Below are 26,888 nucleotides of genomic sequence, written 5' to 3'. Positions count from 1 at the left end.
CGCGCTCCCGCGGATCCTCCCGTCAAGCCATTGGCACAACCGCGACACAGCAAGACACCGCGATCGCGGTGCCCGCGCCGAGGACCGCGCGCTCCGCCCGAATTGCGTCCGCTTCCCGTGGCACCGAAGCTGCTTCATGGTGGGGTTCGGACAAACGCAACGCGGAGGTTCTGATGCGCCACAAAGGGATGGCTCTCTTGCTGATCGTGATCGGGCTCGTGGGCTGCCATAAGGACGGCGGCGGCGACACCGGAGAGCCGCCGGATCCGCCCGGATCAGAGACGTGCGGCGGGTTCCTCGGGACCCCTTGTCCCGACGGGCTCGCCTGCGTCGACGATCCGAGCGACGACTGCGACCCCGAGCATGGCGGCGCGGACTGTCCCGGCGTATGCGTCGAGGACCCGCCGACGACGATGTGCGGGGGATTCGCGGGTTTCCCGTGTCCCGACGGGCTCGAGTGCGTGGACGATCCGAGCGACGACTGCGACCCGGAGCGCGGCGGGGCGGACTGCGGCGGCATCTGCGTGGAGCCGACGCCCAAGCCGCCGTTTTGCGGGGGGATCGCGGGGTTCGAGTGCCCCGAGGGGCTCGTGTGCATCGACGATCCGAGCGACGACTGCGACCCGAAGCACGGCGGGGCGGACTGCGGCGGTATCTGCGTGGTGCCCGAGCCAAAGCCGCAGGCGTGCGGCGGCATCACGGCGCGCCCGTGCCCCGAGGGGCTCACCTGCATCGACGATCCGGGCGACGACTGCAGCCCGCCGATCGGCGCGGACTGCGGCGGCATCTGCGTCGCGCGCTGAGCCGGCGCGCAGCCGGTGCCGAAGGGGATGCGCCGCCCTGACGAACGGGCGCGCCCGCCGCGCGACGGCGCTCAGTAGCGGTGCTTCCAGAGCAGGTCGAGGCTCGTCGCCGGGTTCGCGCCGGTGGCCATCGCCGCCCGCACGGACCAGTCACGGCGGAAGCGCCACTCGAGGCTCACCTCGGTGCGCGCCTGCGCGCCGGTGTTGCCGCCCCCGGACCCTGGCCCCTGTCCTTGCCCCGTCGGCCCCGCCTCGTAGCTCGCGCTCGCGGTCACCTGCTGCCCGAGCTGGTAGCCCACGGTCGTCCTCAGCGCGCCTTCTTCGGTCGTGCCCAGCTTCGTCTCGAAGTTCCGGAGCGGACCGATGCTCTGGAGGATCATGTTGAGCTGCGCGGACGCGAGCCCCGTCCCCACGCTGGCCGCGACCCCGCCGGCGGCGCTGCCGCCGCCCGACGCGGGCTGCTCGGACGTGCCGCCCGCCAGCGTCCCTTCCGCGAACTCCCTGCCGAGCAGGAGCTCGGCGATCACCTCGTTCTCCGGGCGCGGCGGCTCCGAACGGAAGGTGATCTTGTCCTCGGTGATCGGGTTGAGCTGCCCCACATAGTCGATGAAGATGCGCGTCCCCTCCGGCGTGTCGTGGAATGCCCTCACGTTCAGGAACGGATTCGACGGATCCCCCTGCAGGGCGACCACGCCAGGCTCGATCTCGAACTCCTTGCCGAGCACCTCGAGCCTGCCCGACACGATGTTCACGTTGCCCCGGATCTCGGTCTCTCCAGCGACCTTGATGCGGAGGGGGTGCGCCCGATCCCCCGACAGCGAGGCCCGCACCATGTCGCCCTCGACGCTGATCCTGCCCAGGTGGACCTCCATGGCGATCGGCGTGCCGCCCGCGCTCTCCTTCGCCTGCTCCGGCGGCTCGGCCGGCGCTCGCCGCGCCTCGTACTCCTCCTGGCTGAGCGGCGCCGACGTCGTGATGGTCGGGTTCTCGCCGAGCGGCTGCACGCTCCGCCCGATCGTGGGCGGCAGCGTCAGATCGAGCGAGGGCACGTCGACGCGGACGGCGATCTCCTCGGCCCGCTTCTCCGCCGCGAGCGCCACCCTGCCGCGCACCTCGCCCATCGGGACGCCCTCCAGCGCGATCGGGAGGGCCCGGCCTCTCGGGATCGAGAGCTCGGCGCGGGCGTTCCGGAACGCGAGCCCTTCCATCTGGAGGGTCGCGTTCCCGCGGACCTGGCCGTTGCCTGCGTCGGCGCGGAGGTCGTCGATGCGGAGCTCGCCGGAGGGGCTCGCGGCGACGCGGAACGAGGCGTTCTCGAACGGCTGGCCGATCGTGGCCACCTGGACGACGCCGCCCTCGAGGCGCATCTCGCCGGAGAAGCCGGCCTGCGCGCCGAGCCCGAGCCGCACCTCGCCGTCGAGCGTGCCGTCGAGCCGGTTCACCGAGCCCTGCACGAACGGCTCCAGCGCCCTCAGGCGGAAGCGATCGACCGCGAGCGACACCGAGGCGTTCCGATCGTCGGTGAGCGTCGGGATCACGTTCGCGTCCCACACCATGGGCACCTGGGCCTTGGCCTCGATCCGGCCGCCGTCGCGCCCCTCGAGCCGCACGCTGGCCACGGCCGCGGTGCGCCCCGCGCCGCCCGGCGGCGCGATGTCGAGCGACGCCTCGGCGGTCTCGTACCGCGCGTCGGGGCCGAGCGTGAGGCCCGGGAACTGAAGGTGCGCCCTGACCTCGGGCGCGGCCTCGAACAGCCCGCGCACGGAGATCTCGCCGCGCGCCTCGCCGCCGATCTGCATGTCGGCGAGGACGGGGACCTCCGCGAGCGGAAGATCCGCGATCTTCGCCTCGAGGCTGCCGTTGCTGAAGCGCCGAGCGGAAGGGGCCTCGCCGAGGAGGGCGGTGGCGTCCGCGCCCAGCTTCGCCTTCGCCGTCATGTACGTGAGCGGGCCGCGGAACGCGTACGCGTCGAGCGCGGCGTCGCGCCCGTCATAGACGAGCAGCGTGTCGACCCGGAGCTTGCCGAAGAGCGAGGGGCCCGCGGTGCCGCCCACGTTCGCCGCCGTCGCGCGGGCCACGAGCCGGGGCTCGGCGAGCTTCCCCGCGAAGTACACGTCGAGCCCCGCGGAGCCGGAGAGCACCGGCGTCCGCTTCCCGAAGGCGGCCAGCTCGGTGAGATCGTTGAGCCGGCGGCGCGGCACGCGGAGGTGCGCGGCGATCGACGTCCGCGGGAGCGCGGCGGCCGGATCGGCGAGGAGCGCCGGCAGATCGGCGTCGAGCGCGGCCGAGAGCTCCGCCACGAGCTGGCGATCGAACACCGACAGCGTGACGTGGGCGTCGCCGGTCTTCGCGTCGAGATCTCCCGCGATCCGCGCGTCGAGCTTCCTCGACACCCACGCCGGCGCGCCCGTCTGCGCGTCGATCGGCCCGGCCGCGCGCAGGCCCTCCGTCCGGACAAGGAGGCTCCGCACCGACGGGAGCCGCTCTCCCGCCTCGCGCGCCACCGCGAGGCGCGCGGTGAGCCGGCCCGAGAGCTCGCTCAGCGCGAGCTGGACCGGCGACGCCTGCGCCAGGCACCCGAGCTGCCACGCGTCGGCGTCCATGCGGGCCGAGCCGGTGACGGTCTGCCAGGTGCGCGCCGAGAGGAGCGGCCCGCGCAGCCTCGCCGCGCTCGCGTCGACCAGCACGCGCGCGATGGCGCCGTGGCACACCGGCGGGGGGGGCGCCTTCTGCTGCGGCGCCGCGTCGAAGGCCGTTGTCAACGTCGGGTCGGGTGTCACGCCCCGGCGCTGGGCCTCCCGCGTCTGGGCTGGCGGCGGCTCGGGCGGCGCGAGCAGCCGGACCAGGCCGTCCGCCTTCAGCGCCTCCCCGTCGAGGCGCGCCGTCACGTTCATCGAGAGTCGCGGCGCCACGCCCGGGACCGAGCCGTCCTCGAGCTCGATCTGGACGCGCCCCGCGCGGCGCGCCCCCCGGCCGTGCACCGACACGTCGAGGTTGGCGAGGCCTCCTATCCCGAGCGGCGCGCCGGTGATGTCGGCGACGCGCGCGAGGTCGATCGCGGTGCCGCGGAGGTCTCCTTCGATCTCGTCCCCGGCGAGCGAGAGGCTCCCCTCGAGCTCCCCCACGCCGTCGCCGCGCAGCGCGAGCCCGCGGAGGGCGATCCCGCGGTCCCACGCGACGCGGGCGGCCTGCGCGGTCACCTCGTCCTCCCCGCGCGCCACCTCGACGCGGAGCTGCCGCGCCTCGCTCCGCGGCAGATCGAGGTGGGCGGAGGCCGTGATCCGGCGCTCCGCGCTGGCCAGCGACACGCGGACGTGCGGCGCCGTGACGGGCCCCGCGGCGCTCGCCGTCACGCTGCGGAACGCGTACTGCTGGGCGCGGAGGTCCGCTCCGCGGAACACGCCGTCGATCGTGAGCTTGTCGAGCGGCCCCCTGGCCTTGGCCCGGACCTCGCCGCGCCCGAGCTGCAGATCGGACCCGACGCGGAGCCCTGCGACGCGCACGGTCGCCTTGGCGTCGAGCGCGTCATCCCTGAGCGCTCCCTCGACGTGGAGCGCGGCGCTGCCGTGGATGCCGCGCGGGACGCGCTGCACCGCGCCGAGCGACGGGATCTCGCTCTGCGCCTCGAACTCGAGCACCCCGTCCTTCGAGCGGGCGACGCTGGCCTCGATGGGCGCGCCGGGCTCGTGGATCGTCGCCGCGGCCCGCAGCGCGCCGCGCTCGAGCGTCGCGCGGGCCTCCGTCGCCGGCACGCGCTGCCCCGCGACGACGAACGGCTCCGTCCTGGCCTCGGCGACGATGCGCGGCCCGCCCTCCTCGTCGAGGTGGATCTCCCCTCGGGCCTCCGCGCTCACCCGCGCGGCGGGCGCCTCCCCGACGAAGGCGCGCGGGTCGAGCTCCGAGATCCGCACCTCGGCCGTGATGCGCTTCGGATCGAGCGCGTCGAGCCGGGCGCTGGCGGTGACCTCGCCGGTCACGGCGTCGCCCGCGACGAGCGGATCGAGGACCGCGACGCGCGCCGTGACGGCCAGGTCCGAGAGCGCTCCGTCGGCCGTGACCAGCACCGAGAGCGGCCGGGCGAGCGGCGCGCTCGGATCGATCGCGAGGGCTGCCTCGGGCGTCACGCGCGCGGACGAGACCCGCGCCGTGAGGCGCTCGTCCTTCAGGGTCCCCTCGGCCGTGAGCGGGATCGCGCCGACGCTCCCTTCGAGCTTCGCGGTGAGCTCCATCGGCGCGTCCGCAGGCACGCTGACGCTCCCGGAGATGCTGGTCGCCTCGACCGGGACCGGCAGCAGGCGCCGCTCCGTGATGCGCACGCGCTCGAGCGCGTACCGGCTCCGGTCCGCGACGACGACGCCGCCGGCGAGGTCCTCGATCGTGGCGTCGATGGGGCTCCCCGGCGCGACGGTGCCGTGGACCGCCGCGCGATCGAGCACGACCCGCGACAGCTCGAGGCGAAGCGGCCGCGCAGGCTCGGCGGGCGGCTCCGAAGGCGGCGTCGGCGTGAACGCCTCGGCCAGGGTGAGCGCGCCTTGCTCGTCCTGCTCGAGCAGCACGTCCGCGTCCGCGACCCGGACGAGCGGGATCGTGACGGCGAGGTCGCCGTCGCCGAGGAGGAGCTCCGTCGCGATCGAGAGCGCGTTGAAGTCCGCGTGGACGCCGCTGACGCCCAGGAGCTCGGTTCCGTTCGGGTGGCTCACCGTCACCCTGGAGATGTCGGCGGTGAAGAGGCCGAGGCGGTCGATGCGCTCGATCTCGATCCGTCCCTCGAGGGTGGACCGCAGGGTGTCGTTGACGAGCTGCCTTATCAGGTTGCGGGTCGACCCGGCGTTCAGGTGGATGACGGCGCCGACCGCCGCCGCAGCGACGAAGACGCCGCCCAGGCCGACCACGCTGGCCGACACCGCGGCCGCGCGGGCCAGCGCCCGGCGAAAGCGGCCTTGCCGGGGCGGCTCGCAGGTGCCGGGCGCGGGAGGGAGGGCGGGAGTCTCTGGCATATCGCCTATGGACCGCTCCGGGCGCGCGGGAAATCGTGGCCGGGGACCTCGTGAGGCGGCGGCGCCGGGATCTCCTGCGTGTGCGCGGGCGCAGGCACCTCGGGCTGGTGCCTCGTCCCCGGATCTCCTCCGGGCTGCGCCGTCCCCGGGAGCTGGATCTCGCGGTCCGGCGACGTACGGCCGGGCGAGCCAGGCGAGCCGGGGGTCGCTGGCGTCGCAGGCGTTTCGTCGGGGGGGCTCGCCGCCGGCTGCGGCGCGCCGGGCTTCCAGGGTTCACCGTTCGGCGCGATGTTCGGCGCGCTGTTCAACGTGCTGTCCAACGTGCTGTTCAACGTACCGTTCCTCGGTTGCGACGCATTCTTCATGGCCTCCACCCTATCTCCGGATCATGCCGGCATGCGGCGCCCGAGCGCGAGCGAAATCACGGCGAGCACCAGGAACGCGACGAACAGGATCTTCGCGATCGACGCGGCGCTGGCGGCGATCCCGCCGAAGCCGAAGATTGCGGCGATGATCGCGATGATGAAGAAGGTGACAGTCCAGCCGAGCATGATGTCCTCCAAGGGGGGTCAGGGGTCGATCCGTTGTTTCGTGGAGACGACCTCAACGTGGTTCCTGATGGCGGCTGTTCGCCGCGGTTCCTTGCTGTTCCCTGCTGCTCCCCGGCTATTGCAGTCCCCGTGCCGGCCGGCGGCAGAGGCTGTCGGCCGGCGCGTTCTCGGCGGCGCGAGGCGGCTAGCGCCGAGATCGGCCCAGCCGCTTCCGTCCGGGCACGCGTGCTGCGCTTCACGTCTGGGGCAAGATGCCTCGATCGTGACAGGGTGACCTGCGCGTGGGCGGAGCGCGGAACAGGGGCGTCGGGCAAGCGCGCGCCCCTGCGCCGCGCTGCTCGGTGCCGACGGCGCCTGCACGGAGGCTCCACGCGGACGCCCTGCAACTTCCCGGAACGGGCGACTCTGGACGGGCTATAAGGACCCGGCCATGCCGAAATCGAAGGTCGCTGTGATCCGCACGTCGCCTGCGACGGTGCTCTCGGACTACCACCGGCTGATGAACCTGGCCGGTTACCAGGATGTGATCGCCAAGGACGCCGACACGGCGCTCAAGGTGAACATCTCCTGGCACTTCTTCTACCCGAGCTCATCCACGACGCCCTGGCAGCTCGAGGGGGTCATCCGGGCGATGACGCAGGACGGGTACTCGAAGGACCTGATCCACGCCTGCCACAACCGCACGGTCGTCATCGACGCCCACCTCGGCGAGCGCGAGAACAAGCAGATCGACGTCGTGCAGGCGCACGGCCTGCGCAACGTCCACCTCTACGAAGGGGAGGAGTGGATCCCGATCGGGGACGCGGTCGGCGATCTGCGGAAGAAGTTCCTCTGTCTGAACGAGGTGTACCCGAAGGGGTTCTCGATCCCGAAGCGCTTCATCGGGGAGAACATCATCCACCTGCCGACGGTGAAGACCCACATCTTCACGACGACGACGGGCGCGATGAAGAACGCGTTCGGCGGCCTCCTGAACGAGCACCGGCACTGGACGCACCCGGTGATCCACGAGACGCTCGTGGATCTCCTGATGATCCAGAAGAAGATCCACCGCGGGGTCTTCGCGGTGATGGACGGGACGTTCGCGGGCGACGGCCCGGGGCCGCGCTGCATGGTGCCACACGTGAAGAACGTGCTGCTCGCGTCCTCGGACCAGGTGGCGATCGACGCCGTGGCGGCGAAGCTGATGGGGTTCGACCCGCTGCGCGATCTCAAGTTCGTGCGGCTGGCGCACGACCTCGGCCTCGGGACGGGCGACGTGCGCGACATCGAGCTCGTGGGCGACGTGGACGCGGCGAACGAGCAGTGGAACTTCGATGGACCGTTCAAGGAGATGACGTTCGCCTCGCGCAACCAGCACCGCATCTACTGGGGTCCGCTGAAGAAGCCGATCGAGTGGTCGCTCAAGACGTGGCTCGCCCCCTGGGCCTACGTGGCGTCCGTCACGTATCACGACATGTTCTGGTACCCGCGCTACGCGAAGGAGAAGATGGCCCCCGTGCTGGAGAGCCCCTGGGGGCGCCTCTTCGCGAACTGGGGCAAGGTGCAGCCCGACGCGGCGGGGCAGGGTTACCCGGAGGTCGGCGAGGCGAGCCACGAGCTCGTCCGGAGCGGGGTAAAGCACTTCCTGGAGGGCATGCGCCTCGTGGGGATGGCGGTCGCGGAGTCGCCGGAGATCATGGTCCGCAAGCGGGCGCGCGCGCAGGCGGCCGGCGGGGGCGGGGCGGCGGCGGTGTAGTCCTGGAGCGGCGGCTCCGCGCCGGCCGAGCGCCGAGCAGAGCCGCTCAACCGCCCGTGGGCCGAGCGAAGACCTTGAGGTAGAGCTCGTCCACTGCCAGATCGCAGCCGATCGACGCGATCTGGAGCCGCTCGCCCGGCCCGAGCACGCGGAGCAGCCACGTTCCGTCCGGCTGGCGCCGGAAGTGCTCGGCCTCCACCTGCTTCTGGGACAGCAGGATGTAATCGGCGATGGATGGAATGCCCCGATACAGGGCGAATTTGCCGCCGCGGTCGTAGCTCTCCGAGGAGTCGGAGAGCACCTCGAAGACGGCTGTGGGGTTGAGCAGGGTGTCGCGGTGTTCGTCCTCGAACAGGGGCTGGCCACAGACGACCGAGGCGTCCGGGTAGACGTAGCGGCCCATCGTCACGTTCTTGATCCGCAGGTCGGACGCGTGCGCCTCGCAGGGACGCGCTCGCAGCGCGCCGCGGAGCTCACCCACCACGTTGGCCGCGATGAGGCTGTGCTCGCGCGTGCCGCCCGACATCGCGAACACCTCGCCGCCAGCGTACTCGTGCTTCACCTCGGAGGAGCGCTCGAGCGCGAGGTACTCCTCCGGGGACAGCTTCGCCTGGGGCGCCTTCTGGGCCATGCCGGATTCTACCATGTCCTCCCGAAGGCAGGCCGCCGGCGGGAGCGGAGCGGCGGCGGTATAGCGCCGGGTGGGCGGCCCCAGGAGCGCCGCCCGCGACCCGCCGCGCCGGTCAGCCGACGCCGCCGCCCATGGCCGTGCCGTCCGATCGATAACACGCGTAATGATAGCCGAGCTGCCCCGGTACCCCCCGCTCCGTGTAGCTCGCCGTCAGGTAGTACGTCATCGCCCAGCCCCACTGGCCGAGCGAGTACGAGTAGCCGTAGGACCAGCTCCCGCTCGTCGAGTGCACGTAGAACTTCGAGACGCCGTTGAGCGGACCGCTGTACATCGTGCCGATCGTCGCTCCGCCGGCCTGGTAGCGGAGCGTGAGGGACTCGGCGCAGGCGGCGTTCACGGCGCCGTTCGTCACCGCCTGCTCGGCGACGGCGGTCTGCTCGTCGACCTCCGCGTCTTCCCCCAGCTCCGTTGAGGAGTCCACGTCGACGACGCACCCCGCCAGCGCGAGCACAGAACCAAGGATTGCGAATGCGTTGAAACTTTTCATCCGTTGATGCCTTTGAACTCCACCGCGTGACGACCCGCACGCGGCTTCCCCAAGAAAGCGCGCCGAAGGCGCATGTCCTATCGACTTCCGGAGCCTCCTCCTGTGCTTCGCTGACTCGGGGGCTCGGGGGCGACGGACCTCCAACGAAGGAATTTAACCGATCGTGAAGGCTTGTGGGAAGCCCATTTGATTCATCGTTGATACAGCGATTCATCGCGTGTGCGACGATAGGCCGCTTTCACCTCACGTCGGACGACATCGCCGCCGCGGCGCGCGGCCAGGCAAGCAAGCCACCCATGCATCGTCGGCAGATCCACGCCTCGACGCGCAACGGCGAGCCATCGCGTGGTGCGTCGATCGCCGTTCCTGTTCGGGCCGAGGCTCAGCGTGCCGCGCTGGTCGCGTGCGACGGCCGTCGCCCCGACGTCACCGCCGGCGCGGCGCCCGCGACGAACCTGACGCGCACCGGCCTCGGCCGGAGCGGCGATAACGACCGGGCGAGCTGCTCGTAGGCGTCGCGCCCCACGCGCCGCTCCTCGTGGACGAGCGTCGCCCAGATCTCCGCCTCGCGCGCCTCCGCGTGCTCGGCGGCGCGCGGATCGAAGCGCAGCCCGCGCTCGATGGTGCTGGCTCCGGGGATGCTGTCGTCGGGGCGGCGCGCCGCGCGATCGCGGAAGACGCCGGGGCCGAAGCGGTCGTACTGGAGGATCGTGTGCGCGGTCGACACGGCGCCGGCCCACGGGTAGCTGCGCAACGTCCAGCCGCGCGACAGGTCGGAGAGCCGCGCGTCGACGTCGGCGCGCTCGGCGTCGGTCTTCCACGGCTCCCGCGGGACGAAGAACAGGCCGAGCCCGAGCTCGTCGCCCTCGAGCGCGAACACCTCGTCGATCCCGAAGCGCTCCGGGGTCTGCGCGACGAGCGAGCCGTGCGTCAGCCCGAACTCGCCGACGATGTAGACAGCGAGCGCCTCCCGCCGCGCGCGCAGGAAGTCGAGCGTCTCGACGGCCTCGGCGTGCGTCTCGGTGGGGAAGTCCGTGAAGCACATCGCCTCGGCGGCCACGCCCGCGGACGCGAGGTGGTCGATGACGTCGGAGACGACCTCGACGGGCGCGCCCTTGTCGATGAGGCCGAGGACGCGCGGCGACCCGGACTCGACGCCGAGCGCGCACGCGACGGCGCCCGCGCGGCGCAGCACGTCCGCGCGCTCCCTGGTCAGGTACTTCTCCGGCTTGAGGTCGGTGGCCCACCGCACGTCGAGGCCGGCGTCGAGGATCGCCTGCGCCATCTTCACGAGCGTCTTCGGCGCGACCGAGTCCTGCGACAGGTAGAAGTGGCGCGTGCCGTGCCGCGCGCCGAGGGCCGCGAGGTGCGCCACGATGCTCTCGACGGCGCGCTCGCGGTACGCCGCCGTGCCGACCTCCGCGAGCCCGTAATGGCAGAAGGTGCATTTGCCCCAGTAGCAGCCCCGCGTCGGGTCGTACGGGAGCACGAGCGCCGGCGCGAGGTACGCCTCGAGGGGGAGCCCATCGAAGTCGGGCGCGGGGAGCGCCTTCAGGTCCTCCATGCCGTGACCGGGCGTCCAGCGCGCGCCCATCAGGCGATCGCGCGCGACGACGTTCGGCACGTCCCGGAGCGGCCGGCCCTCGTCGAGCGCGCGCGCGAGCCCGAGGAGGGTGTGCTCGCCCTCGAACAGGCACGCCGAGTCGAACGGGCCGAGCGCGCGCGCGAGCCGCTCTCCCGACAGCCGGAGGAGCAGCTGCGTGACGCCGGGACCGCCGCACGTGACGTGCGCGCCGGGCAGCGCCTCCTTGATCTTGTGCGCGAACGCGTACGCGGGCTGGAGCTGGCCGGGGAAGCACACGGAGAGGCCCACGATGTCGGCGCGCGCGTCGCGGAGCCGGGGCACGAGCGTCTGCTGCACCCAGGCGTCGAAGGGGTCGTGCTCCGGCCGGCTCGACCGGGCGATCTCGTCCATCGACGTGAGGCCGAACGGCGTGCGGTACGCCGTGAAGTCGAGCTTGAGCGGGTGGTGCGTGGCGGACACGACGCCGAGCGCCGCGTCGAGCGTCGCGACCGCGCGGGCGTAGGCGTCCGGATCGTAGAAGGCGTCAGGGGAGCGGAGCGTGGCCTTGGCGAGGTCCACCGCATCCGGGACGGCGTGCGCGTCGCCGCGCGCGCGGGCGAGGGCGAGGTACTCGAGCTGATCGGCGTGCGGGAGCGAGGCGCGGCGGTCGAGCTCGCCGAGGCGCGCCTCCAGGCGGTCGCGGAGGTCGGCCATGCGCTGCGCCGTGAGGAGCGCGTCGAAGGCCTCGACGTTCGCGTCGACGGGCAGGACCTCCACGCCGTTCGCGCGGAGGAAGCCCGTCAGCATCGGCACCGCGAGGTACGGGGCCGTGGGATCGCAGGTCGGCGGGTAAACGAGCGCGATGCGCATCGGGGCGGCGGTCTAGCACACCCGGGGGCGGAGCGTGGGGTCGCCTGGCCGCGATCCCCGGGAAGGCGGATGCCGCCTGCTGCGACGCGCCGTTCGGGTCCCTGAGCGACGGATGCATCGCGGGTGCGTGCCGACTCGACGCCGACGAGGACGGCATTCCCGACGGGGACGACGACTGCCCCCTCGTTGCCAATCCCGAACAAGCCGACGCCGATGGCTGCTGACGTATCTCGACCCGAGCAACATCGAGTCCGTGTGTCGCGCTGGACGACAGGGCTCTTCTGGAGCCTCGAACGACCGCAGCCGAACCCGCTAGATGCCGGTATGGCCGTGAGGCATGATGTCCCGGCTTCGATGACCCCACCGACGCGGCACGTTGCGAGCTCCCCCCTCGGCCCTTCCGCCGCCGCGACGGTCATCTGGCGCCTTCGCGGCCAGATCCATGTCACGGTCGTCGTGAAGGCCACGTTCGCGCTCGTCCCCGAGGGGCGCATGTCGCCCGTCGCCCCGGACCCGATCGCGGCGGATGAGCAGCCGGATCCTTCTGGCCAGCGGCTCCAGATCGCGAGCGATCTCGCGCCGTACCTCGATCCGTGCAGCGTCGTGGTGACCGGCCATGCAGAGCTGCCGCCGGGCTTCTCGTCGCCGCACGCCATGGTCCGGCTCACGGTCGTGCAGGACGGCCAGGTCCGCATCGACAAGCAAGCTCAGCTCGACGGCTCCGCGCGCGTCGGGCCAGCCCGCTCCCACGTCCGTATCGACGGCCTGGGGCCGCTTCCCCGCACGTCGCCGCTGCGCAGCCGGCTGCTCGGCGCGGTCGACGCGCGTCGCGTTCACGGCTCGCTGCTCGACATCCCCGAGGGGCTCGACTGGAGCTACTTCCAGGCGGCGCCCATGGATCAGCGCACCCCGGCGCTGCGGGGCGACGAGTGGATCGTGCTCGGAGGCATGATCGCGCAGCGGCCGAAGCTCCGGACGCAGCTGCCCGAGGCGCGCGGCGTCGCGCGGCTGTACCGCCAGAAGCTTGCCGCGCCGCGCGCCGGGGAGCCAATCTCGCTCCGCGCCGACACGGTGCACGTCGACGTGGATCGGCGGCGCTGCTCGGTGGTGTGGCGAGGCCATACGCCCGTCGAGGAGGTGGAGATCCAGTCGCTGCGCGTGCTCGCGGGCGTGGAGCTCCCGGCGCAGCCGATCGCATGGGCCGATCCGTTCGCCGCCGGCAGCGCGCCCGCTGCGCGCGCCGCGCCCTCTGGATTGGCCTCACAGCAAAACGCCAAGGCCATCACGCTGGGCGGCACCAACCAGCTCAGCCCCGAGGACGCGGCCAGGGTGGTCGCGGCGGCGGCGACGCCGTTCAGCGCAACGCGAGGGCCTTCGGCGCCTGCGCGCTCTGCGACGCCGGCGACGTCGCAGCCGGCCGTCGCCCCGCAGGCTGCTGCCGCCGCGCCGGCGCGGCCCGGCGGCGTCCGCGATCTGCTCGGGGAGACGGACGCGCTCGATCCCGAGGACGCGGCCAGGCTGGTGGCCGCCGGGGCGATGCCGTTCAGCACAGCGCGAGGGCCTTTGGAGCCTGCGCGCTCTGCGACGCCGGCGACGTCGCAGCCGGCCGTCGCCCCGCGGGCTGCTGCCGCCGAGCCGGCGCGGGCTGGCGGCGTCCGCGATCTGCTCGGGGAGACGGACGCGCTCGATCCCGAGGACGCGGCCAGGCTGGTGGCCGCCGGGGCGATGCCGTTCAGCGCAGCGCGAGGGCCTTCGGAGGCTGCGCGCTCTGCGACGCCGGCGACGTCGCAGCCGGCCGTCGCCCCGCGCGTTGCCGCGGCCCCTCCCGCGCGGCCCGGCGGCGTCCGCGATCTGCTCGGGGAGACGACCTCGCTCGATCCCGAGGACGCGGCCAGGGCGGTTGCTTCCGTGGCGACGCCGTTCGACGCGCGCCGTACACCGTCGGAACCTGCGGGCTCGGCAGCGCCGACGGCGCCGCTGGCCGCCGCCCCGCGAGCTGCTGCGGCCCCTCCCGCGCGGCCCGGCGGCGTCCGTGATCTGCTCGAGGAGACGACCTCGCTCGAGCCCGAGGACGCGGCGAGGGCGATCGCCTCCGCCGCGACGCCGTTCGACGCACGCCGAGTTCCGGTCGCCGCCCCTGCCGCGCCTCCGCGCCAGGCAGCGTCATCCAGCGCGCCTCCAGCGCCCCCTTCGCTTCTCTCGCCAGCGCCTCTCGTCACCGCGCAGGTCCATGCGGCGCCGCCCATCGTGCATCCGCGGAGCCTCGGCGATGCGGGCGCTTTGCCGGAGGCGCTCGGCGCTCAGTTCCTTGCCGCGATGGCCGAGGCAGGGCTGCTTCACGGCTAGCACCCCCGGGGACTGCCGAGGCCGCGCCGCTCCGGCGCGCGCCCGCCGGCCGCGCCGACGCCGCGTTCGGTTGTCCCGACGCGCCTCACAGGCATCGAGCTCAACCGTCCATTGCGGTCGAGCGGTCGCAGCATGTAGGATGACTCCGGTTGAATGCTGCCCGCGGTCTGTCCGCGCACGCGCTCTGAACAGGGGAGAGTCCATGCACTCGTTTCAGGTCGACGGACTGGAGCAGGAGCTCCGAGTGACGCGGTTCGAGGGGCGCGAGGGCATCTCCGAGCTCTTCCACTTCGATGTGCTCGTCGCTTGCGCGGACAGGGACATCGCGTTCGCGGACGTCGTGGGCAAGACGGCGCTGCTCACCTGGCAGATCGGCGAGCTGCCGAGGCACCTTCACGGTGTCGTCGCGAGCTTCGAGCAAGGTGAGGAGGGCAAGCGGGTCACGGCCTATCACGCCACGATCGTGCCCGATGTCTCCCGCCTCAAGCACCGCAGGAACAGCCGAATCTTCCAGGCGCTCTCCACCCCGGAGATCATCGAGAAGGTCCTGCGCGCGGCCGGGATCGCGAGCAAGGGCTATCGCTTCGTGCTGAGCGGCGCATATCGTCCGCGGGAGTACTGCGTGCAGTACCGGGAGAGCGACTTCGCCTTCCTGTCGCGCCTGCTCGAGGAGGAGGGCATCTGTTATTTCTTCGAGCACGACGAGGGCGGCCACGTGCTCGTGTTCTCTGACGGTGCGTCGGGGCACGGGCCGATCGCGGGGGAGAGCACCGTCGTGTTCCGGCCGCCGCTCGGCGCGCTCCACCAGAGCGAGCACGTCTCCCGCTTCCGTTATGCCGAGCGGGTGCGCTCCGGGAAGGTGACGCTGCGCGACTACAACTTCAAGAAGCCCGGCCTGTCGCTCGAGAGCAACGCCCAGGCCGAGGCGGACGACGATCTCGAGGTCTACGACTATCCCGGGGATTACGACGCGCCCGGCGCGGGATCGAGCATCGCCAAGATCCGGCTCGAGCAGATCCAGACCTCACGCAAGACCGGCAGCGGCGAGAGCGTCTGCCCGCGCTTCGTTCCTGGCCAGACCTTCACGCTCGCAGAGCACGCGCGCGACGATTTCAACCGGGAGTATCTGCTGGTGTCCGTGCGCCATGAGGGCCACGAGCCCACGGTGGACGCTGTCCCCGAGGGCGACGCCGCGGCCTACCGGAACGAGTTCCAGGTCGTGCCGTCCGACGTCCCCTTCCGTCCGCAGTCGGTGACGCCCTGGCCGACGATCAAGGGGATCCAGACCGCGATCGTGGTCGGCCCTGCTGGCGAGGAGGTCTATACGGACGAGCATGGCCGCATCAAGGTCCAGTTTCACTGGGATCGGGAGGGCAAGAAGGACGCGCAGAGCTCGTGCTGGATCCGCGTGAGCCAGATCTGGGCGGGCTCTGCGTGGGGCGCGGTGTTCCTGCCGCGGATCGGCCACGAGGTGGTTGTCGACTTCCTGGAGGGCGATCCGGACCGGCCGCTCGTGGTGGGGAGCGTCTACCATGGCACCAACGTGCCGCCGTACGCGCTCCCTGCGGAGAAGACGAAGAGCACCATCAAGTCGAACAGCTCGAAGGGCGGCGGGGGGTCCAACGAGCTCCGGTTCGAGGACAAGAAGGGCTCGGAGGAGATCTTCCTGCACGGTCAGAAGGACTGGAACATCGCGATCGAGCACGACAAGAAGCAGTGGATCGGGAACGACGAGGCGCTCGAGGTGGACCACGACCGGAGCAAGGTGGTGGGGAACGACCAGAGCGAGCAGATCGGCGGCAACAAGAGCATCGACGTCGCGAAGAACCACACGGAGAGCATCGGCGAGGACGAGACCCTCTCGGTCGGCGGGAATCGGTCGGTCAGCGTGGACGGGAATCACACCGAGTCGGTCGAGGGGAGCCAGTCGGTCAGCGTGGAGGGGGATCACACCGAGTCGGTCGGGGGAAGCCAGTCGATCGACGTGGGCAAGGCCCAGAGCGTGTCGATCAGCAAGAACAAGAGCGAAACGGTGGGCGGATCGAGCTCGGAGAGCGTCTCCAAGGGCAAATCGACCCGCGTGGACGAGGAGTACTCGTTGACCGTGGGCAAGGACATGACGGTGACGATCAAGAAGAGCGCGAAGGAGGAGGTGCAGGAGAAGAAGACGATGATCATCGGGGAGAAGCTCTCGATCCAATGCGGGGACGCCACGATCACGATCGAGAAGAACGGGAACGTGATGGTGCAGGGGAAGAAGATCACGGTGAAGGGCGAGGGGCCGGTCCGTGTCGAGGGGAAGAAGCTCGACGTGAAGAGCGAGGGGGCGGTGAACGTCGAGGCTTCGGGGAACGTCAAGATCAAGGGGAGCAACGTGGGGGTGAACTGAGGCGGAGCGGGGGATCGCGGGCGCTTCGGGATCAGGGGGGAGCAGAGGAGCAGGGCGATGAGGGACGACGGGCGGGCTCCGGCGGCGGAGTCGAGCGGCGAGGTGATCCTGATCGAGGACGGGGAAGGGGAGGCGGCGGGCGCCGGCGGGGAGGTGGCGGGCGAGGGCGGGGGAGAAGCGGGAGCGCTCGAGGGCGCGGAGGGGCTCCTCGAGCTGGTGGTCGCAGCGCACGAGGAGCGCGTTCGAGCGGCAGCCGAGGAGGCCGGGCCGATCGAGGGCGTCGTGGTGGGGCGGATCGTGGGGTTCGGGCAGAACGGCGATCCGCTCGTCGAGGCGGCTGTCCTGGGAGAGGGAGCGCGTGGGGGGATCCCGGCGCGGGCGATGACGGCGCTCGGACCGGAGGACGAGGGGCGGGAGGTCGCGCTCCTGTTCGAAGGCGGGCGGCGCGACAGGCCGGTGGTGATGGGGCGGATGCACGTGGCCGGGGAGAGCGCGAGCGCGGCGGTGCGCGACGGAGCGACGGCGACCTCGGACGGCGAGCGGCTGGTGTTCACCGCGGAGAAGGAGATCGTGCTCCAGTGCGGGAAGGCCAGCATCACGCTGACGCGCGCTGGGAAGATCTTGATTCGGGGCGCTTATCTGCTGACCCGGTCCTCCGGCGTGAACCGGATCCAGGGTGGATCGGTGCAGATCAATTGATCTCGACGATCGAGGCCGAGACCTTCGAGCAGCACGCCTTCGAGGCGGCGTTCCTGTGGTCGTACCGGGACGCCGCGGCGGTGGACCCGCTCTACGATGTGCAGCGCCTCGGTGAGCTGGACGTGCGGCTGGAGGCGCATGTCGACGGCCTGCGGCTCGCTGGCGATGCAGGGTGGGAGATTTGCAAGAACGCCATCGACGAGGAGGAGCCGGGAAGCCTGTTTGCGCCGATGGTGCTGGCGGTGGAGCGGACGGATCTGAGAGGCATCGCCGGGGTACTCGACGTGGGCGGGGGCGTGCCGGCGCTGGCGCGGGCGATTGTGTCGGCGCTGGGGTGGGCGTCGTTCTCGAAGGTTCGGGCGATACTCCCGGGGCTGCTCTCGCACCGGGTCGGGCCGGAGCTGCACCGCATCGGGATCGCGGCGTGCGCGGTCCACCGGCAGGATCCGGGGGGGGCCTTGGGCTACGCCGTGATGTCGCGCGATGCGCGCTTGAAGGCGCGGGCGCTGCGCGCCGTGGGCGAGCTCGGGCGGGGCGATCTGCTGAATGAGGTGCGGGCAGAGCTAGGCAGCGAGGATGAGGCGTGTCGGTTCGCGGCGGCGTGGTCGGCGGCGCTGCTCGGCGATGCGGCGGCGCTGAAGGCGCTCGGGGCCATCGCGGATCGTGGCGGGCCGTTCGCGGAGCGGGCTTGCGCGATGGCGATGCGGCGGATGGAGCCGGGGACGGCGTCCTCCAACTGGCTGCGCGGGATCGCCGGGACGATGCGCGGCGCGCGCGTGGCGCTCGCGGGGGCGGCGGCGCTCGGGGATCCGGCGCTCATGCCGTGGATCATCGAGTGCATGGGGACGCCGGAGCTCGCGCGGGCGGCGGGCGGGGCGTTCACCCTGATCACCGGGGTGAGCCTCGAGGAGGCGAAGCTGCGGGGGGCACGGCCGCCGGGGTTTCAGGTCGGGCCGAACGACGATCCGGAGGACGACGACGTGGCCATGGATCCGGACGAGAGCCTGCCGTGGCCGGACAGGGAGAAGGTCGCGACGTGGTGGGGGAGTCGGGGGAAGGAGCTGAAGCGGGGGACGCGGCACCTGCTGGGGCGGCCAATGACGGTGGAGTGGATTGGGGAGGTGCTGCAGAGGGGGAGCCAGCCGGCGCGGGTGGCGGCGGCGGTGGAGCTTTCGTTGCGGCGGGCGCGGCGGGAGGTGGTCGAGGTGAGGGCGCCCGCGCGGTGAAAGGGTGCCTCTTCGGAGCGGGGCCGAGCGCAGGCGCACGTCGATCACGACACGCGATCAGCGCAACCAGGAACGCAACCGAGAAGAACAAGCTCATTGCAATGTTCGCGTGAATGTCCGGCTTGGGACGCGCGGGCGTGGAGTCCGATTCCCTCGGCCGAGAGCACCCGAGCATCGGCTTGCTCCCGCGAACGATCCGCGCTCTCCTCGGTGAGGCGGCCATGGGGCACCCGAGCATCGACAACCGCACGCCGTTCGCGTTCGAGCCGGTGTACCTCACCGACGAAGAGGCGCGCCCGCTGCTCGTGACCGTGATTCGCGCGACCTACGATATCGTCGGTCGCCGCCTCGAGATCGCCGAGAAGCAGGCTCCGGTGTGCGTCGCCGGCGAGCTGTGGGGCGGCGACGCGGCGACCTCGAGCTGGAAGCTCGAGCCCGAGATGGCGTTCGTCAAGCTCGCGACCGACGTGGTGCTCATCGGGCACGCGTACGCGTCGCGCGCGGGGATCACCGAGATGGATGTCGGCTTCCAGGTCGGCCCCGTCTCGCGCTCCGCGAGGGTCTTCGGCGATCGCGTGTGGACGCCGAGGGGCGGCGACGCGGTGATGACCCGCCCGCAGCCCTTCGAGAAGATCCCGCTCACGTGGGAGCGCGCCTTCGGCGGCTGGGATCCCACCGCGGGCACGCCCGAGCGCCCCGCGTACGAGCCGAGAAACCCCGTGGGCACGGGCTTCCGCTCGCGCAACGGCTCGTTCCAGGAGGGCGTTCGCCTCCCCAACATCGAAGATCCCGCGCACCCCATCCGCAGCTTGGGACAGGCGGTGACGCCCGTCGGATTCGGCTTCACCTCCGCCAACTGGCACCCTCGCGTCCTGCTCGGCGGCACCTACGACGAAGCGTGGATGAAGGAGCGGATGCCGCTCCTGCCGCGCGACTTCGATCGCCGCTTCTTCAACGCCGCGGCGCCGGGCCTCGTCGCGCCCGGCTTCCTGCGCGGCGACGAGCAGGTGGCGGTGGTGGGCGCGTCGCCGTTCGGGAGCTTGTCGCTCCGCCTCCCGGGCGCGCCGCGGCCTGTGTGCCGCGTGGTGATCGCGCGGCGCGAGGACGCGATCGTGGAGACCCGGCTCGACACCGTGGTGGTGAACACCGACGACGAACGCGTGTACCTGACGTGGCGCGGGCACGTCCCGCTGCGGAACGGGCCGCACGACGTGAAGGCGATAGCGATCGAGGCGCCTGGGCTACAATGGCAGCCGCCGAGAGCGGCCGCGACGGCGAGATGAGGTGAGCGATGCCGGTAACGGTGGGAGTCAACGGCATGTCGGTGGTCCACGCGAGCTCGAGCGGGATCACCCAGGCGTTCCCGGACGTGTGCAAGACGCCGACGCCGGGCGGGCCGGTGCCGATCCCTTACCCGAACATCGCGATGTCGAGCGACACCGCGAGCGGGACGCAGAAGGTGAAGTGCGACGGCAACCCCGTTTGCATCGCCAAGTCCAACTTCAGCATGAGCAGCGGGGACGAGGCGGGGAGCGCGGGCGGCGGCGTCGCATCGAACAAGATCAAGGGCAAGGCGGAGTTCGTCAATTACTCGTTCGACGTGAAGTTCGAGGGCAAGGGGGTGGCGCGCGCGATGGACATGATGCTCCACAACGACAAGAACACGCCGCCGTTTCCGGTGATGCAGGGGCCGGTCATCGTGATCGAGACGGGCGAGGGGGCCAAGCGCCTCTGCGCCGTCTGCGACCATGAGTACTGATCGCTCCGCCGGCGCCGCGCCCTGGCCCGGACCGCTGGCGATTTCCGCGCTCGGCGCCGCCACCTGCTTCGGCGGCATGACCACCGCCGCGGCGGCCGCGCGCGCGGGTCTATCGCGCGCACGCGACCTACCGGACCTGACCTACGTCGATGACGACTCGAAGGAGACCATGCCGGCCGCGGGGGCGCCCATCGTCGGCGTCACCGACGGCTTCGAGGGCGCGGGGCGGCTCGGCCGCATGAGCGCGCTCGCCGTCGAGGAGCTGGCCTCCGCCGCCGACTGGATCAATCCACGACGAATGCAGTGCTTCCTGGCCCTGCCGGCCATGACCGAGGACGATGCGTGCCTGGTGGGCAGGAGCCTTGCCCGCTCGTTGGGAGCCCCCGCGGATCTCGTGCACGTCCATGCCCTCGGGCACCACGGCACGGTCCGCGCGCTCCGCGAGGCCGCCGAGGCGCTGCGGGCTGGCCGCTGCGAGCACGCCGTCGTGGGCGCCTGCGACAGCTGGGTCGACGCGGTCCGCCTCCAGCAGAGCGCCGACCTTGGCAGGCTCAAGACGCTCAACAACCCGGTCGGCTTCACCCCCGGCGAGGCCGCCGTGTTCCTCCTGCTGGAGCGCCCGGGCTCCGCCGGGGGGGGGCGCCGGGCGCCGGACGCGCTCCTCACCGATGTGCGCGAGGAGATCGAGGAGAACAACCACGCCGCCGACAGGCCCCTCACGGGCGGCGCGCTCGCGCGCCTGCTGCGCGCCACGCTCGGGCAGGGCGATCGCGGCACGCTCTATCTGGATCTCAACGGAGAGGAGTTCCGCGCCGCCGACTGGGGGATGGCCCTGATGCGGGCGCAGTGCGTAGGCCCTCTGGACGGCTGGGCGCAGGAGATGCCGGCGGCGAGCTTCGGGGACACCGGGGTCGCCTCGTCGATTCTGGCCGCCGGGCTGGCGACGCGCGCGTTCGCCCGCGGCTACGCGGTGGGCGATCGGGCGCTGGTGATCGCGAGCGGCGAGGGGCCGGAGCGCCTCGCCTTGGTCATCGAGAGGCCGCGGGCGGCCGCCGCGGCGAGGGGAGCGAGGGATAGCCATGGCTGAGGGTGAGAGCGAGCACTTCACGAAGTCGGACGAGAACCACGCCTCGAACCTGGACAAGAAGAAGAGCGACTACGCGTCGGCCTGCAATACCGGATACATCAACAGGAGACCGTACAAGGACAAGAGGCACAGATTCGAGGTGCACCACATCTTGTGCGAGCACTCCATCGAGACACGCTTCGGGTATTACAAGGACGATCCCACCAGGGATTACATCGAGGATTGCATCTGGATCACCGACTGGGACATCAACAACGCGAACAACCTCATCGGGCTCCCCAGGAACCGGCGCTTCCGGGTCGACTGGGCGAGCACGTCGGACACGAGCCGGTGGACACCCCTCGACGTCCCCTCGCACCAGGTCGATCACAACACCTCCGACGGCTACACGAAAGAGGTGAGCAAGTGGCTGCAGAAGAACCTCTGGGACACGCTTAGCGCCGCGAAGAAGCAACACGCCGTTGACGCGGCCAAGATCAAGCGCCAGTTCGTGAAAGGCGAGAAGCACTTCCGCGAGGAATTGGAAGAGCGCGGGACGCGCGAGCCCGGCAAGCTGGTCGCCTGGCCGAATCGGTTCAAAGAAGAGTACGAAAAGACGTGGTATCACCCGTTCTCGATGGGGAAGAAGCCCAGGCACCGGCATCCCGGCGCCCCAGGCAAGGTAGCGACGGGCCTCTTCGCGAAGCTGCGCTGAGGGAGATGAGGAGACAGACCACATGAGCAATGGATTCGTTATCTGGGAGTCCGAGTCCGGCAGCAAGCTCTGCGTCGCCAATGGGCTCAAGAACGTTCCTGACCAGTACGAGATCAAGCGTGGCATCTCCCGAGCCAAAGGCTTTCCCGAGGACGCCCGCTTCGAGATGGATAAGCGCTTCCCCAAACAGGTGGCCCTGCCCGACAGCCTCCAAAACCTGGAGGGGATGGTCGTGGTCTCCGCCCGCCTCAAGGAGGTCATCGAGGCCCGCTCGCCGCGATCCGTCGAGTACTTGCCCGTCGCCCTCATCGATCACAAGCAGCGGGACTGCGGCCAGAAGTACCACATCGTGAACCCGATCGAGATCGTGGACTGCATCGACCAGGACGCCTCGAAGATCGAGTTCAACGAGATCGACCCCACCCTCATCGCGATCGTCAAGCGGCTCGTCTTCAAGCAGAAGGCCATCCCGGAGGATCTCCTCCTCTTCCGGCCCAAGTACCTGGAGAACGCGGTGGTGGTGCGCCGGGATCTGGCCGAGGCCATCGAGGGCGGCAAGTTCACGGGCGTGAGCTTCACCGAGATCGACAAGTACAGGGAGTAGCTTGAGCCTGCGCGACATCAAAGAGGACGTCATCGAGGAGCTCGAGGAGAGCCTCGAGCTCCTCGGCGCCGGCCACCCGGTGAGGGAGCTGGGGGACGCCTACGAGGACGCGGCGCGCGGCCTCGAGGCCCTCGGCTGCTGCAAGCTGCTCCTCGAGATGGATCCGGCGCGCTTCCACCGAGATCTGGTGTGGGCGGGCTATGCCAGGCGCCGCTTCCTCCGGCGCAGCGCCGCCGAGAAGAACGACGACGATCACCACCTGGCGCGCAGCCGGTGCGACTCGTTCTTCTGCGCGATCGCCGCCGGCGCGCTAGCGCTCGCGGACGAGATTGGCAGTCTCTCTCCGACGGCGTGGATCCCGGAGGGCGAGTACGAGGAGGACTTCGCCTACTTCCGCTTCCTGCACCTGTTGCTCCGGGGCGCGGGCCCGACGGCGCCGCTCGTCGAGCAGATGAAGTCCGCCCAAGGGGGCCCCTCTCCGAGGCTCGCCGTCGTGGAGGCCTTCGAGGCCAGCGACGCCGACGCCTTCGAGGCTGCCTTCTCCGCGCTGGTCGACGACCGCAACGACCGCGTGGACCTCGCCAAGACGATGTTCTCCGACGATGTCACCTTCGCTCCGCGGACCAGCGTCTTCGTCGAGGGCCTCGCGCTGCTGCGGCTCGCCGAGCTGCGCGGGCTGGGCCCGCGCCGGCGCGAGTACCCGCGCTGCCCGTACGCCGCGCGCGCCGTGTCGGTCAGCCCGCAGCCGGAGGACATCTTCGACGAGCTCGAGCAGGGCGGACCGTGACGCTCACGTCGCTTCCTGTCCTGAAGCAACGAGGGGGCGTCGGGGCCCCAGGAGCTGACGGGGCGATCATGCGCCTCGATCTGAAAGAGGAGGAGCAGGCGAGACCCGTCCGGCGGGCTCCTGCGGATGAACCGGCACGAGCCCCTTCGGCGGATGCTTCTCCGGCGTCGATCCTTTACACAAGGCGCCCATGCGCAAGATCGTCGTCCACGAGCCCGGCAGCCACGACAAGCTCCGCGTCGAGGAGCACCCCGATCCGGCCCCCGCGCGCGGCGAGGTGCTCGTCGACGTGCGGGCGGCTGGCGTCAACTACGCCGACTGCGTCGTCCGCATGGGCCTTTACGAGTCGGCGAAGAAGTACGTCGGCTGGCCGATCACGCCCGGCTTCGAGTTTGCCGGCACCGTCGCCGCGCTCGGCCAGGGCGCCTCCGATCTCGCGCCGGGGGCGCCCGTCTTCGGCGTGACGCGCTTCGGTGGTTACGCCTCGCGCGTCGCGGTGCCGCGCCACCAGGTCTTCCCGCTGCCGGCGCGGCTCACGCCGGAGGAGGCGGCCGGCTTCCCCGCGGTGTTCATGACGGCGTACTACGCGCTCTTCGAGCTCGTGCGGCTGCGGCCGGGCATGTCCTTGCTGGTGCACTCGGCCGCTGGCGGCGTCGGCAGCGCGCTCGTCCAGCTCGGCAAGATCGCGGGCTGCCGGGTGGTCGGCGTGGTGGGCGCGGCGCACAAGGTCGAGGCGGCGAGGCGCCTCGGCGCAGACGCGGTGATCGACAAGAGCAGCGAGCCGCTCTGGGCGGCGGCGGAGCGGCTCGCGCCCGAGGGCTACGACGTGATCCTCGACGCGAACGGGGTCGAGACGCTGCGGCAGAGCTACAGGCACGTGGCCTCGGCCGGCAAGCTCGTCGTGTACGGCTTCCACACGATGCTGCCGCGGCAGGGCGGCCGCCCGAGCTACCCGAAGCTCGCTGTCGACTTCCTCCGGATGCCGCGCTTCAACCCGCTCGATCTCTGCAACGACAACAAGAGCGTGCTGGCCTTCAACCTCTCGTATCTCTTCCACAGGACGGAGATCCTGCGCGAGGCCATGGATCGGCTCATCGGCTGGGTGGAGGAGGGGCGCCTCTCGGCGCCGCCGGTGAAGACGTTTCCGCTGGAGAGCGCAGGCGAGGCTCACCGGGCGATCGAATCGGGCAGCACGGTGGGCAAGCTGGTGCTCACGCTGTAAGGCGGGGACGCCGGCGGCGGGCGGGACGATTGAAAATCAATCCCGAGGGTGTCGAGAAGTTCCAGGGAGGATTGAAATTCAACCCGGCGGGTGTCGACTCCTGTCGGTAGAGTCGGGAGAGATGAAATCCAACCCCGAGGGTATCGAGATACGACGGCTACCTCGATGTTGCCGTCGGTACGTCACCGCCGGGATGCGACGTCCGCAGGGGGGCTCGACGTCGACAAGAAGCGACTGCACCAGCGCGCCCAGGAGAGGCGCGCTAGCTGCAACGCCGGCCGATAGAGCAACGGTTTCGTAAACCGCAGATCCCGGGTTCACGAGCTCCCCAGCGACAGAGCTCGTCGCGTTGCTCAGACCACCAGGGCCAGCGGCCTCCTGCTCACCCACAGGTGAGCGAACACGCTGGCATTCACTTTGAGCCACCTTCGGGACTTGAACCCGAGACCTACGGTTTACGAAACCGTTGCTCTACCACTGAGCTAAGGTGGCACGCCTCTCGTTGAGGAGGCGCGCAGATTACCCACTCGGCCTGCCGAGTCAAGCTCTTTTATTTCCGTCCTCGAGCGACGCGGTTTCGCTCGCTGCTTCGGCTGCTTTCCCGGTTCCCTCGCCCGCCGCGTCCCCGGCGTCTCCTCCCGCGGCGAAGAACTCGCCCAGCCGCTCCGCCAGCTCCGCCGCCGCCGACCAGTGCATCATGTGCCCGGCCTCCGGCAGCTCGACGTGCTCCGCGCGTTTGAGCCTCGCCACCCGCTCCGCTTCGTCCTCCGGGTGCCACCCGGTCGGCCCGCCGCTCACGAGCAGCGTCGGGCAGGCGATGCGCTCCAGGAACGTCATGAACGCCTCCACCTGGAACAGCAGCGGCGACGTCGTCCGGTGCATCGGATCGTACGCCCACGCGAGCCCGCCGTCCGGCTCTTCCCGCGTGAGCAGCGGCGCGCGCGTCGCGAGCACCTCGCGCGGCACGCGCGGGTGGTTCGCCACGAGCCGCGCGACCGCGTCCTGCATCGACGAGAGCTTCCGCGGCGCGCGATCGAGCTCCGCCATCTGGCGCAGCCACGCCTCGACGCGCACCACGGCGACCTCGGGCCCGCTCGCCGGTGGCCCCATGCCTTCGAGCAGCGCCAGGCGCTCTACGCGGCCGGGGCACGCGCCCGCGTAGTACACGGCGACCGCGCCGCCCATCGAGTGGCCCACCACGCCGAGGCGCGCCGGCGCGAGCGCGTCCACGAGCGCCGCCACGTCGGCGATGTAGTCGGGGAAGTAGTAGTAGCTGCCCGGTCCGACGCGGGCGCTCCGGCCGAACCCGCGCAGGTCTGGCGCGACGACGTCGTGCCCCGCCCGCGCGAGCGGCCCGGCCACGAGGTCCCACGTGCTCCCGGCGTCGAGGAAGCCGTGGAGCAGCAGCAGCGTGAGGCCCGTCGGCCGCGCGTGGTCGTCGCGGAAGCGATGGACGCAGAGCTCCAACCCGTTGGTGTTCAAAAATTCCGACGACCTACGCACCACGCGCGCGCTCCCGTCTGCAGATCTCCCGTCAGCCCTCCGCGCGGCCCGCGCGGTCAGCGCGCGACCTGCCGGCGCTCCTGCGCCGCGTGCGCGCGGGCGTCACCGCCTCCCTGGCGGACCTTTCGCCGGGGGCGCCGCGGGGGCCGCCGGGGGCAGCATCGTCCCCGTCGCCACCGGAGCAGCGGTGGCCGGCTCCGCCGCTCCCGCAGGCGCCGCCGCGGGCGCCGCCCCGGTGGCGGCCGGCGCCGCGGTGTCCGCTCCGGCCGGCGCTGCGCTGCCCGACGCCGCTGGCGCGACCGGGAGCGCGGCGCCCGTGAGCTGCGCGGCGTCCTTCAGCACCTCGTCCGCGTGCACCCCGGGATCCACGTCCGGATAGACCTTCGCGATCTTGCCGTCCGGATCGACGAGGAAGGTCACGCGGGCCGTCGCACCGAGCCGCATCGGCACGCCGAACGCCGTGGCCCACGCGTGATCGGTGTCGACGAGGATCGGGAACGGCAGCTTGTTCTCGGTCGCGAACTTCTCGTGCGACTCGCGGGTGTCGGAAGACACGCCGAAGACCTGCACGTTGGCCTGCTTGAAGCGATCCCACGCGTCGCGGAACGCGCACGCCTCCTCGGTGCAGCCCGGCGTCCCGTCCTTCGGATAGAAGTACACGACCACGGCCCGACCCCGCTGGTCGGACAGCCGCTGGATCGCGCCGTGCTGATCCGCGGCGAACACGTCGGGCGCCGCCGCGCCGACCGGGATCAGCCCTTGTCCACCATCGGGTCGCTCGGCCGCGCCACAGCCGAGCAGCGAGGCAAAGGCAAAGACGACAGCAAGTACGACAAAAACGACGGCAATCGGGAAGCGTCTCTTCATCAGA

21 protein-coding genes and 1 tRNA gene are annotated in these 26,888 nt (G+C 71.4%); 13 read left to right on the top strand and 9 right to left on the bottom strand.

All coding sequences use genetic code 11. From position 1 onward, the window contains the following. Window positions 1-188 precede the first annotated feature (188 nt). A complete protein-coding gene (locus WMF46_RS27040) occupies window positions 189-803 on the top strand; it encodes a hypothetical protein (protein WP_437979838.1) in 615 nt (204 codons plus the stop codon). A 71-nt stretch (window positions 804-874) separates the two neighbouring features. Here the strand turns inward: WMF46_RS27040 and WMF46_RS27035 are convergent, their stop codons facing one another. The 3 genes from WMF46_RS27035 to WMF46_RS27025 are packed head-to-tail and all read right to left on the bottom strand — an operon-like array spanning window position 875 to window position 6,351. Beyond that, window positions 875-5,800 carry a translocation/assembly module TamB domain-containing protein gene (locus WMF46_RS27035; RefSeq protein WP_437979837.1) on the bottom strand — a complete coding sequence of 1,642 codons (4,926 nt, stop codon included), beginning with the start codon at window positions 5,798-5,800 and terminating at the stop codon, window positions 875-877. 5 nt (window positions 5,801-5,805) lie between these two features. After that, window positions 5,806-6,132 (bottom strand): hypothetical protein, encoded by a 327-nt coding sequence (locus WMF46_RS27030; protein ID WP_437979836.1) that lies wholly within the window; start codon window positions 6,130-6,132, stop codon window positions 5,806-5,808. A 54-nt stretch (window positions 6,133-6,186) separates the two neighbouring features. Beyond that, complete coding sequence (locus WMF46_RS27025) at window positions 6,187-6,351, bottom strand: DUF1328 family protein (RefSeq protein ID WP_012237660.1); 165 nt, start codon at window positions 6,349-6,351, stop codon at window positions 6,187-6,189. 430 nt (window positions 6,352-6,781) lie between these two features. On the opposite strand from WMF46_RS27025, the gene WMF46_RS27020 reads away from it, so the two are divergent. After that, entirely contained in the window at window positions 6,782-8,089 is a 1,308-nt protein-coding gene (locus tag WMF46_RS27020) for a DUF362 domain-containing protein (protein ID WP_437979835.1), read from the top strand. Between the two features lie 46 nt (window positions 8,090-8,135). Here WMF46_RS27020 and WMF46_RS27015 read toward each other — a convergent pair whose 3' ends face one another. The 3 genes from WMF46_RS27015 to WMF46_RS27005 all read right to left on the bottom strand — a co-directional run bounded on the left by WMF46_RS27015 (window position 8,136) and on the right by WMF46_RS27005 (window position 11,701). Further along, a complete protein-coding gene (locus tag WMF46_RS27015; protein WP_437979834.1) occupies window positions 8,136-8,720 on the bottom strand; it encodes a Uma2 family endonuclease in 585 nt (194 codons plus the stop codon). A 112-nt stretch (window positions 8,721-8,832) separates the two neighbouring features. Then, entirely contained in the window at window positions 8,833-9,267 is a 435-nt protein-coding gene (locus tag WMF46_RS27010) for a hypothetical protein (RefSeq protein WP_437979833.1), read from the bottom strand. A 382-nt stretch (window positions 9,268-9,649) separates the two neighbouring features. Further along, window positions 9,650-11,701, bottom strand: a complete 2,052-nt coding sequence (locus tag WMF46_RS27005) for a B12-binding domain-containing radical SAM protein (RefSeq protein WP_437979832.1) — start codon at window positions 11,699-11,701, stop codon at window positions 9,650-9,652. A 354-nt stretch (window positions 11,702-12,055) separates the two neighbouring features. Between WMF46_RS27005 and WMF46_RS27000 the strand changes: the two genes are divergently transcribed. From WMF46_RS27000 to WMF46_RS26950, 11 genes are all read left to right on the top strand, one after another. Then, entirely contained in the window at window positions 12,056-14,047 is a 1,992-nt protein-coding gene (locus tag WMF46_RS27000; RefSeq protein ID WP_437979831.1) for a DUF2169 domain-containing protein, read from the top strand. Window positions 14,048-14,249: 202 nt separating this feature from the next. Beyond that, window positions 14,250-16,436 carry a type VI secretion system Vgr family protein gene (locus WMF46_RS26995; protein WP_437979830.1) on the top strand — a complete coding sequence of 729 codons (2,187 nt, stop codon included), beginning with the start codon at window positions 14,250-14,252 and terminating at the stop codon, window positions 16,434-16,436. A 216-nt stretch (window positions 16,437-16,652) separates the two neighbouring features. Beyond that, entirely contained in the window at window positions 16,653-17,135 is a 483-nt protein-coding gene (locus tag WMF46_RS26990) for a DUF6484 domain-containing protein (RefSeq protein WP_437719592.1), read from the top strand. Then, window positions 17,132-18,361 carry a TIGR02270 family protein gene (locus WMF46_RS26985; RefSeq protein ID WP_437979829.1) on the top strand — a complete coding sequence of 410 codons (1,230 nt, stop codon included), beginning with the start codon at window positions 17,132-17,134 and terminating at the stop codon, window positions 18,359-18,361. The genes WMF46_RS26990 and WMF46_RS26985 overlap by 4 nt, the downstream gene beginning before the upstream one ends. 113 nt (window positions 18,362-18,474) lie before the next feature. Further along, window positions 18,475-19,644 (top strand): DUF2169 family type VI secretion system accessory protein, encoded by a 1,170-nt coding sequence (locus WMF46_RS26980; RefSeq protein WP_437979828.1) that lies wholly within the window; start codon window positions 18,475-18,477, stop codon window positions 19,642-19,644. An 8-nt stretch (window positions 19,645-19,652) separates the two neighbouring features. Further along, on the top strand, window positions 19,653-20,120 hold the full coding sequence (locus WMF46_RS26975; RefSeq protein WP_437707697.1) for a DUF4150 domain-containing protein: 468 nt from the start codon (window positions 19,653-19,655) through the stop codon (window positions 20,118-20,120). Then, window positions 20,110-21,207: a hypothetical protein gene (locus WMF46_RS26970; protein ID WP_437979827.1), complete on the top strand. Its 1,098-nt coding sequence runs from the start codon at window positions 20,110-20,112 to the stop codon at window positions 21,205-21,207. The genes WMF46_RS26975 and WMF46_RS26970 overlap by 11 nt, the downstream gene beginning before the upstream one ends. Then, window positions 21,200-21,901, top strand: a complete 702-nt coding sequence (locus WMF46_RS26965) for a hypothetical protein (protein WP_437979826.1) — start codon at window positions 21,200-21,202, stop codon at window positions 21,899-21,901. The genes WMF46_RS26970 and WMF46_RS26965 overlap by 8 nt, the downstream gene beginning before the upstream one ends. 22 nt (window positions 21,902-21,923) lie before the next feature. Further along, window positions 21,924-22,505 carry an imm11 family protein gene (locus WMF46_RS26960; protein WP_437979825.1) on the top strand — a complete coding sequence of 194 codons (582 nt, stop codon included), beginning with the start codon at window positions 21,924-21,926 and terminating at the stop codon, window positions 22,503-22,505. 1 nt (window position 22,506) lies between these two features. Then, a complete protein-coding gene (locus tag WMF46_RS26955) occupies window positions 22,507-23,292 on the top strand; it encodes an Imm49 family immunity protein (protein ID WP_437979824.1) in 786 nt (261 codons plus the stop codon). A 190-nt stretch (window positions 23,293-23,482) separates the two neighbouring features. After that, complete coding sequence (locus WMF46_RS26950) at window positions 23,483-24,514, top strand: synaptic vesicle VAT-1 family membrane protein (protein WP_437979823.1); 1,032 nt, start codon at window positions 23,483-23,485, stop codon at window positions 24,512-24,514. A gap of 420 nt (window positions 24,515-24,934) precedes the next feature. Here WMF46_RS26950 and WMF46_RS26945 read toward each other — a convergent pair. The 3 genes from WMF46_RS26945 to WMF46_RS26935 form a co-directional block, all read right to left on the bottom strand. Next, window positions 24,935-25,006, bottom strand: a tRNA-Thr gene (locus tag WMF46_RS26945). A gap of 48 nt (window positions 25,007-25,054) precedes the next feature. Beyond that, window positions 25,055-25,996, bottom strand: coding sequence for an alpha/beta fold hydrolase (locus tag WMF46_RS26940; protein ID WP_437979822.1), 942 nt, complete (start codon window positions 25,994-25,996; stop codon window positions 25,055-25,057). Window positions 25,997-26,119: 123 nt separating this feature from the next. Next, window positions 26,120-26,884 (bottom strand): peroxiredoxin, encoded by a 765-nt coding sequence (locus tag WMF46_RS26935; protein WP_437979821.1) that lies wholly within the window; start codon window positions 26,882-26,884, stop codon window positions 26,120-26,122. Between the last annotated feature and the right edge of the window lie 4 nt (window positions 26,885-26,888).

The sequence above is a fragment of the Sorangium sp. So ce117 genome (assembly GCF_051524395.1).
In the GTDB taxonomy this organism is placed as follows: Bacteria; Myxococcota_A; Polyangia; order Polyangiales; family Polyangiaceae; genus Sorangium; species Sorangium cellulosum_B.
Note: the sequence above shows the minus strand (reverse complement) of the source record. Positions and strands in the feature narration are given on the sequence as shown.

Bases quoted from the DNA above. Each gene is read 5' to 3' on its own strand.
- WMF46_RS27040 (WP_437979838.1), top strand. From the start codon at position 189: ATGGCTCTCTTGCTGATCGTGATCGGGCTCGTGGGCTGCCATAAGGAC.
- WMF46_RS27035 (WP_437979837.1), bottom strand. From the start codon at position 5,800: ATGCCAGAGACTCCCGCCCTCCCTCCCGCGCCCGGCACCTGCGAGCCG.
- WMF46_RS27025 (WP_012237660.1), bottom strand. From the start codon at position 6,351: ATGCTCGGCTGGACTGTCACCTTCTTCATCATCGCGATCATCGCCGCA.
- WMF46_RS27020 (WP_437979835.1), top strand. From the start codon at position 6,782: ATGCCGAAATCGAAGGTCGCTGTGATCCGCACGTCGCCTGCGACGGTG.
- WMF46_RS27015 (WP_437979834.1), bottom strand. From the start codon at position 8,720: ATGGCCCAGAAGGCGCCCCAGGCGAAGCTGTCCCCGGAGGAGTACCTC.
- WMF46_RS27010 (WP_437979833.1), bottom strand. From the start codon at position 9,267: ATGAAAAGTTTCAACGCATTCGCAATCCTTGGTTCTGTGCTCGCGCTG.
- WMF46_RS27005 (WP_437979832.1), bottom strand. From the start codon at position 11,701: ATGCGCATCGCGCTCGTTTACCCGCCGACCTGCGATCCCACGGCCCCG.
- WMF46_RS27000 (WP_437979831.1), top strand. From the start codon at position 12,056: ATGACCCCACCGACGCGGCACGTTGCGAGCTCCCCCCTCGGCCCTTCC.
- WMF46_RS26995 (WP_437979830.1), top strand. From the start codon at position 14,250: ATGCACTCGTTTCAGGTCGACGGACTGGAGCAGGAGCTCCGAGTGACG.
- WMF46_RS26980 (WP_437979828.1), top strand. From the start codon at position 18,475: ATGTCCGGCTTGGGACGCGCGGGCGTGGAGTCCGATTCCCTCGGCCGA.
- WMF46_RS26975 (WP_437707697.1), top strand. From the start codon at position 19,653: ATGCCGGTAACGGTGGGAGTCAACGGCATGTCGGTGGTCCACGCGAGC.
- WMF46_RS26970 (WP_437979827.1), top strand. From the start codon at position 20,110: ATGAGTACTGATCGCTCCGCCGGCGCCGCGCCCTGGCCCGGACCGCTG.
- WMF46_RS26965 (WP_437979826.1), top strand. From the start codon at position 21,200: ATGGCTGAGGGTGAGAGCGAGCACTTCACGAAGTCGGACGAGAACCAC.
- WMF46_RS26960 (WP_437979825.1), top strand. From the start codon at position 21,924: ATGAGCAATGGATTCGTTATCTGGGAGTCCGAGTCCGGCAGCAAGCTC.
- WMF46_RS26950 (WP_437979823.1), top strand. From the start codon at position 23,483: ATGCGCAAGATCGTCGTCCACGAGCCCGGCAGCCACGACAAGCTCCGC.
- WMF46_RS26935 (WP_437979821.1), bottom strand. From the start codon at position 26,884: ATGAAGAGACGCTTCCCGATTGCCGTCGTTTTTGTCGTACTTGCTGTC.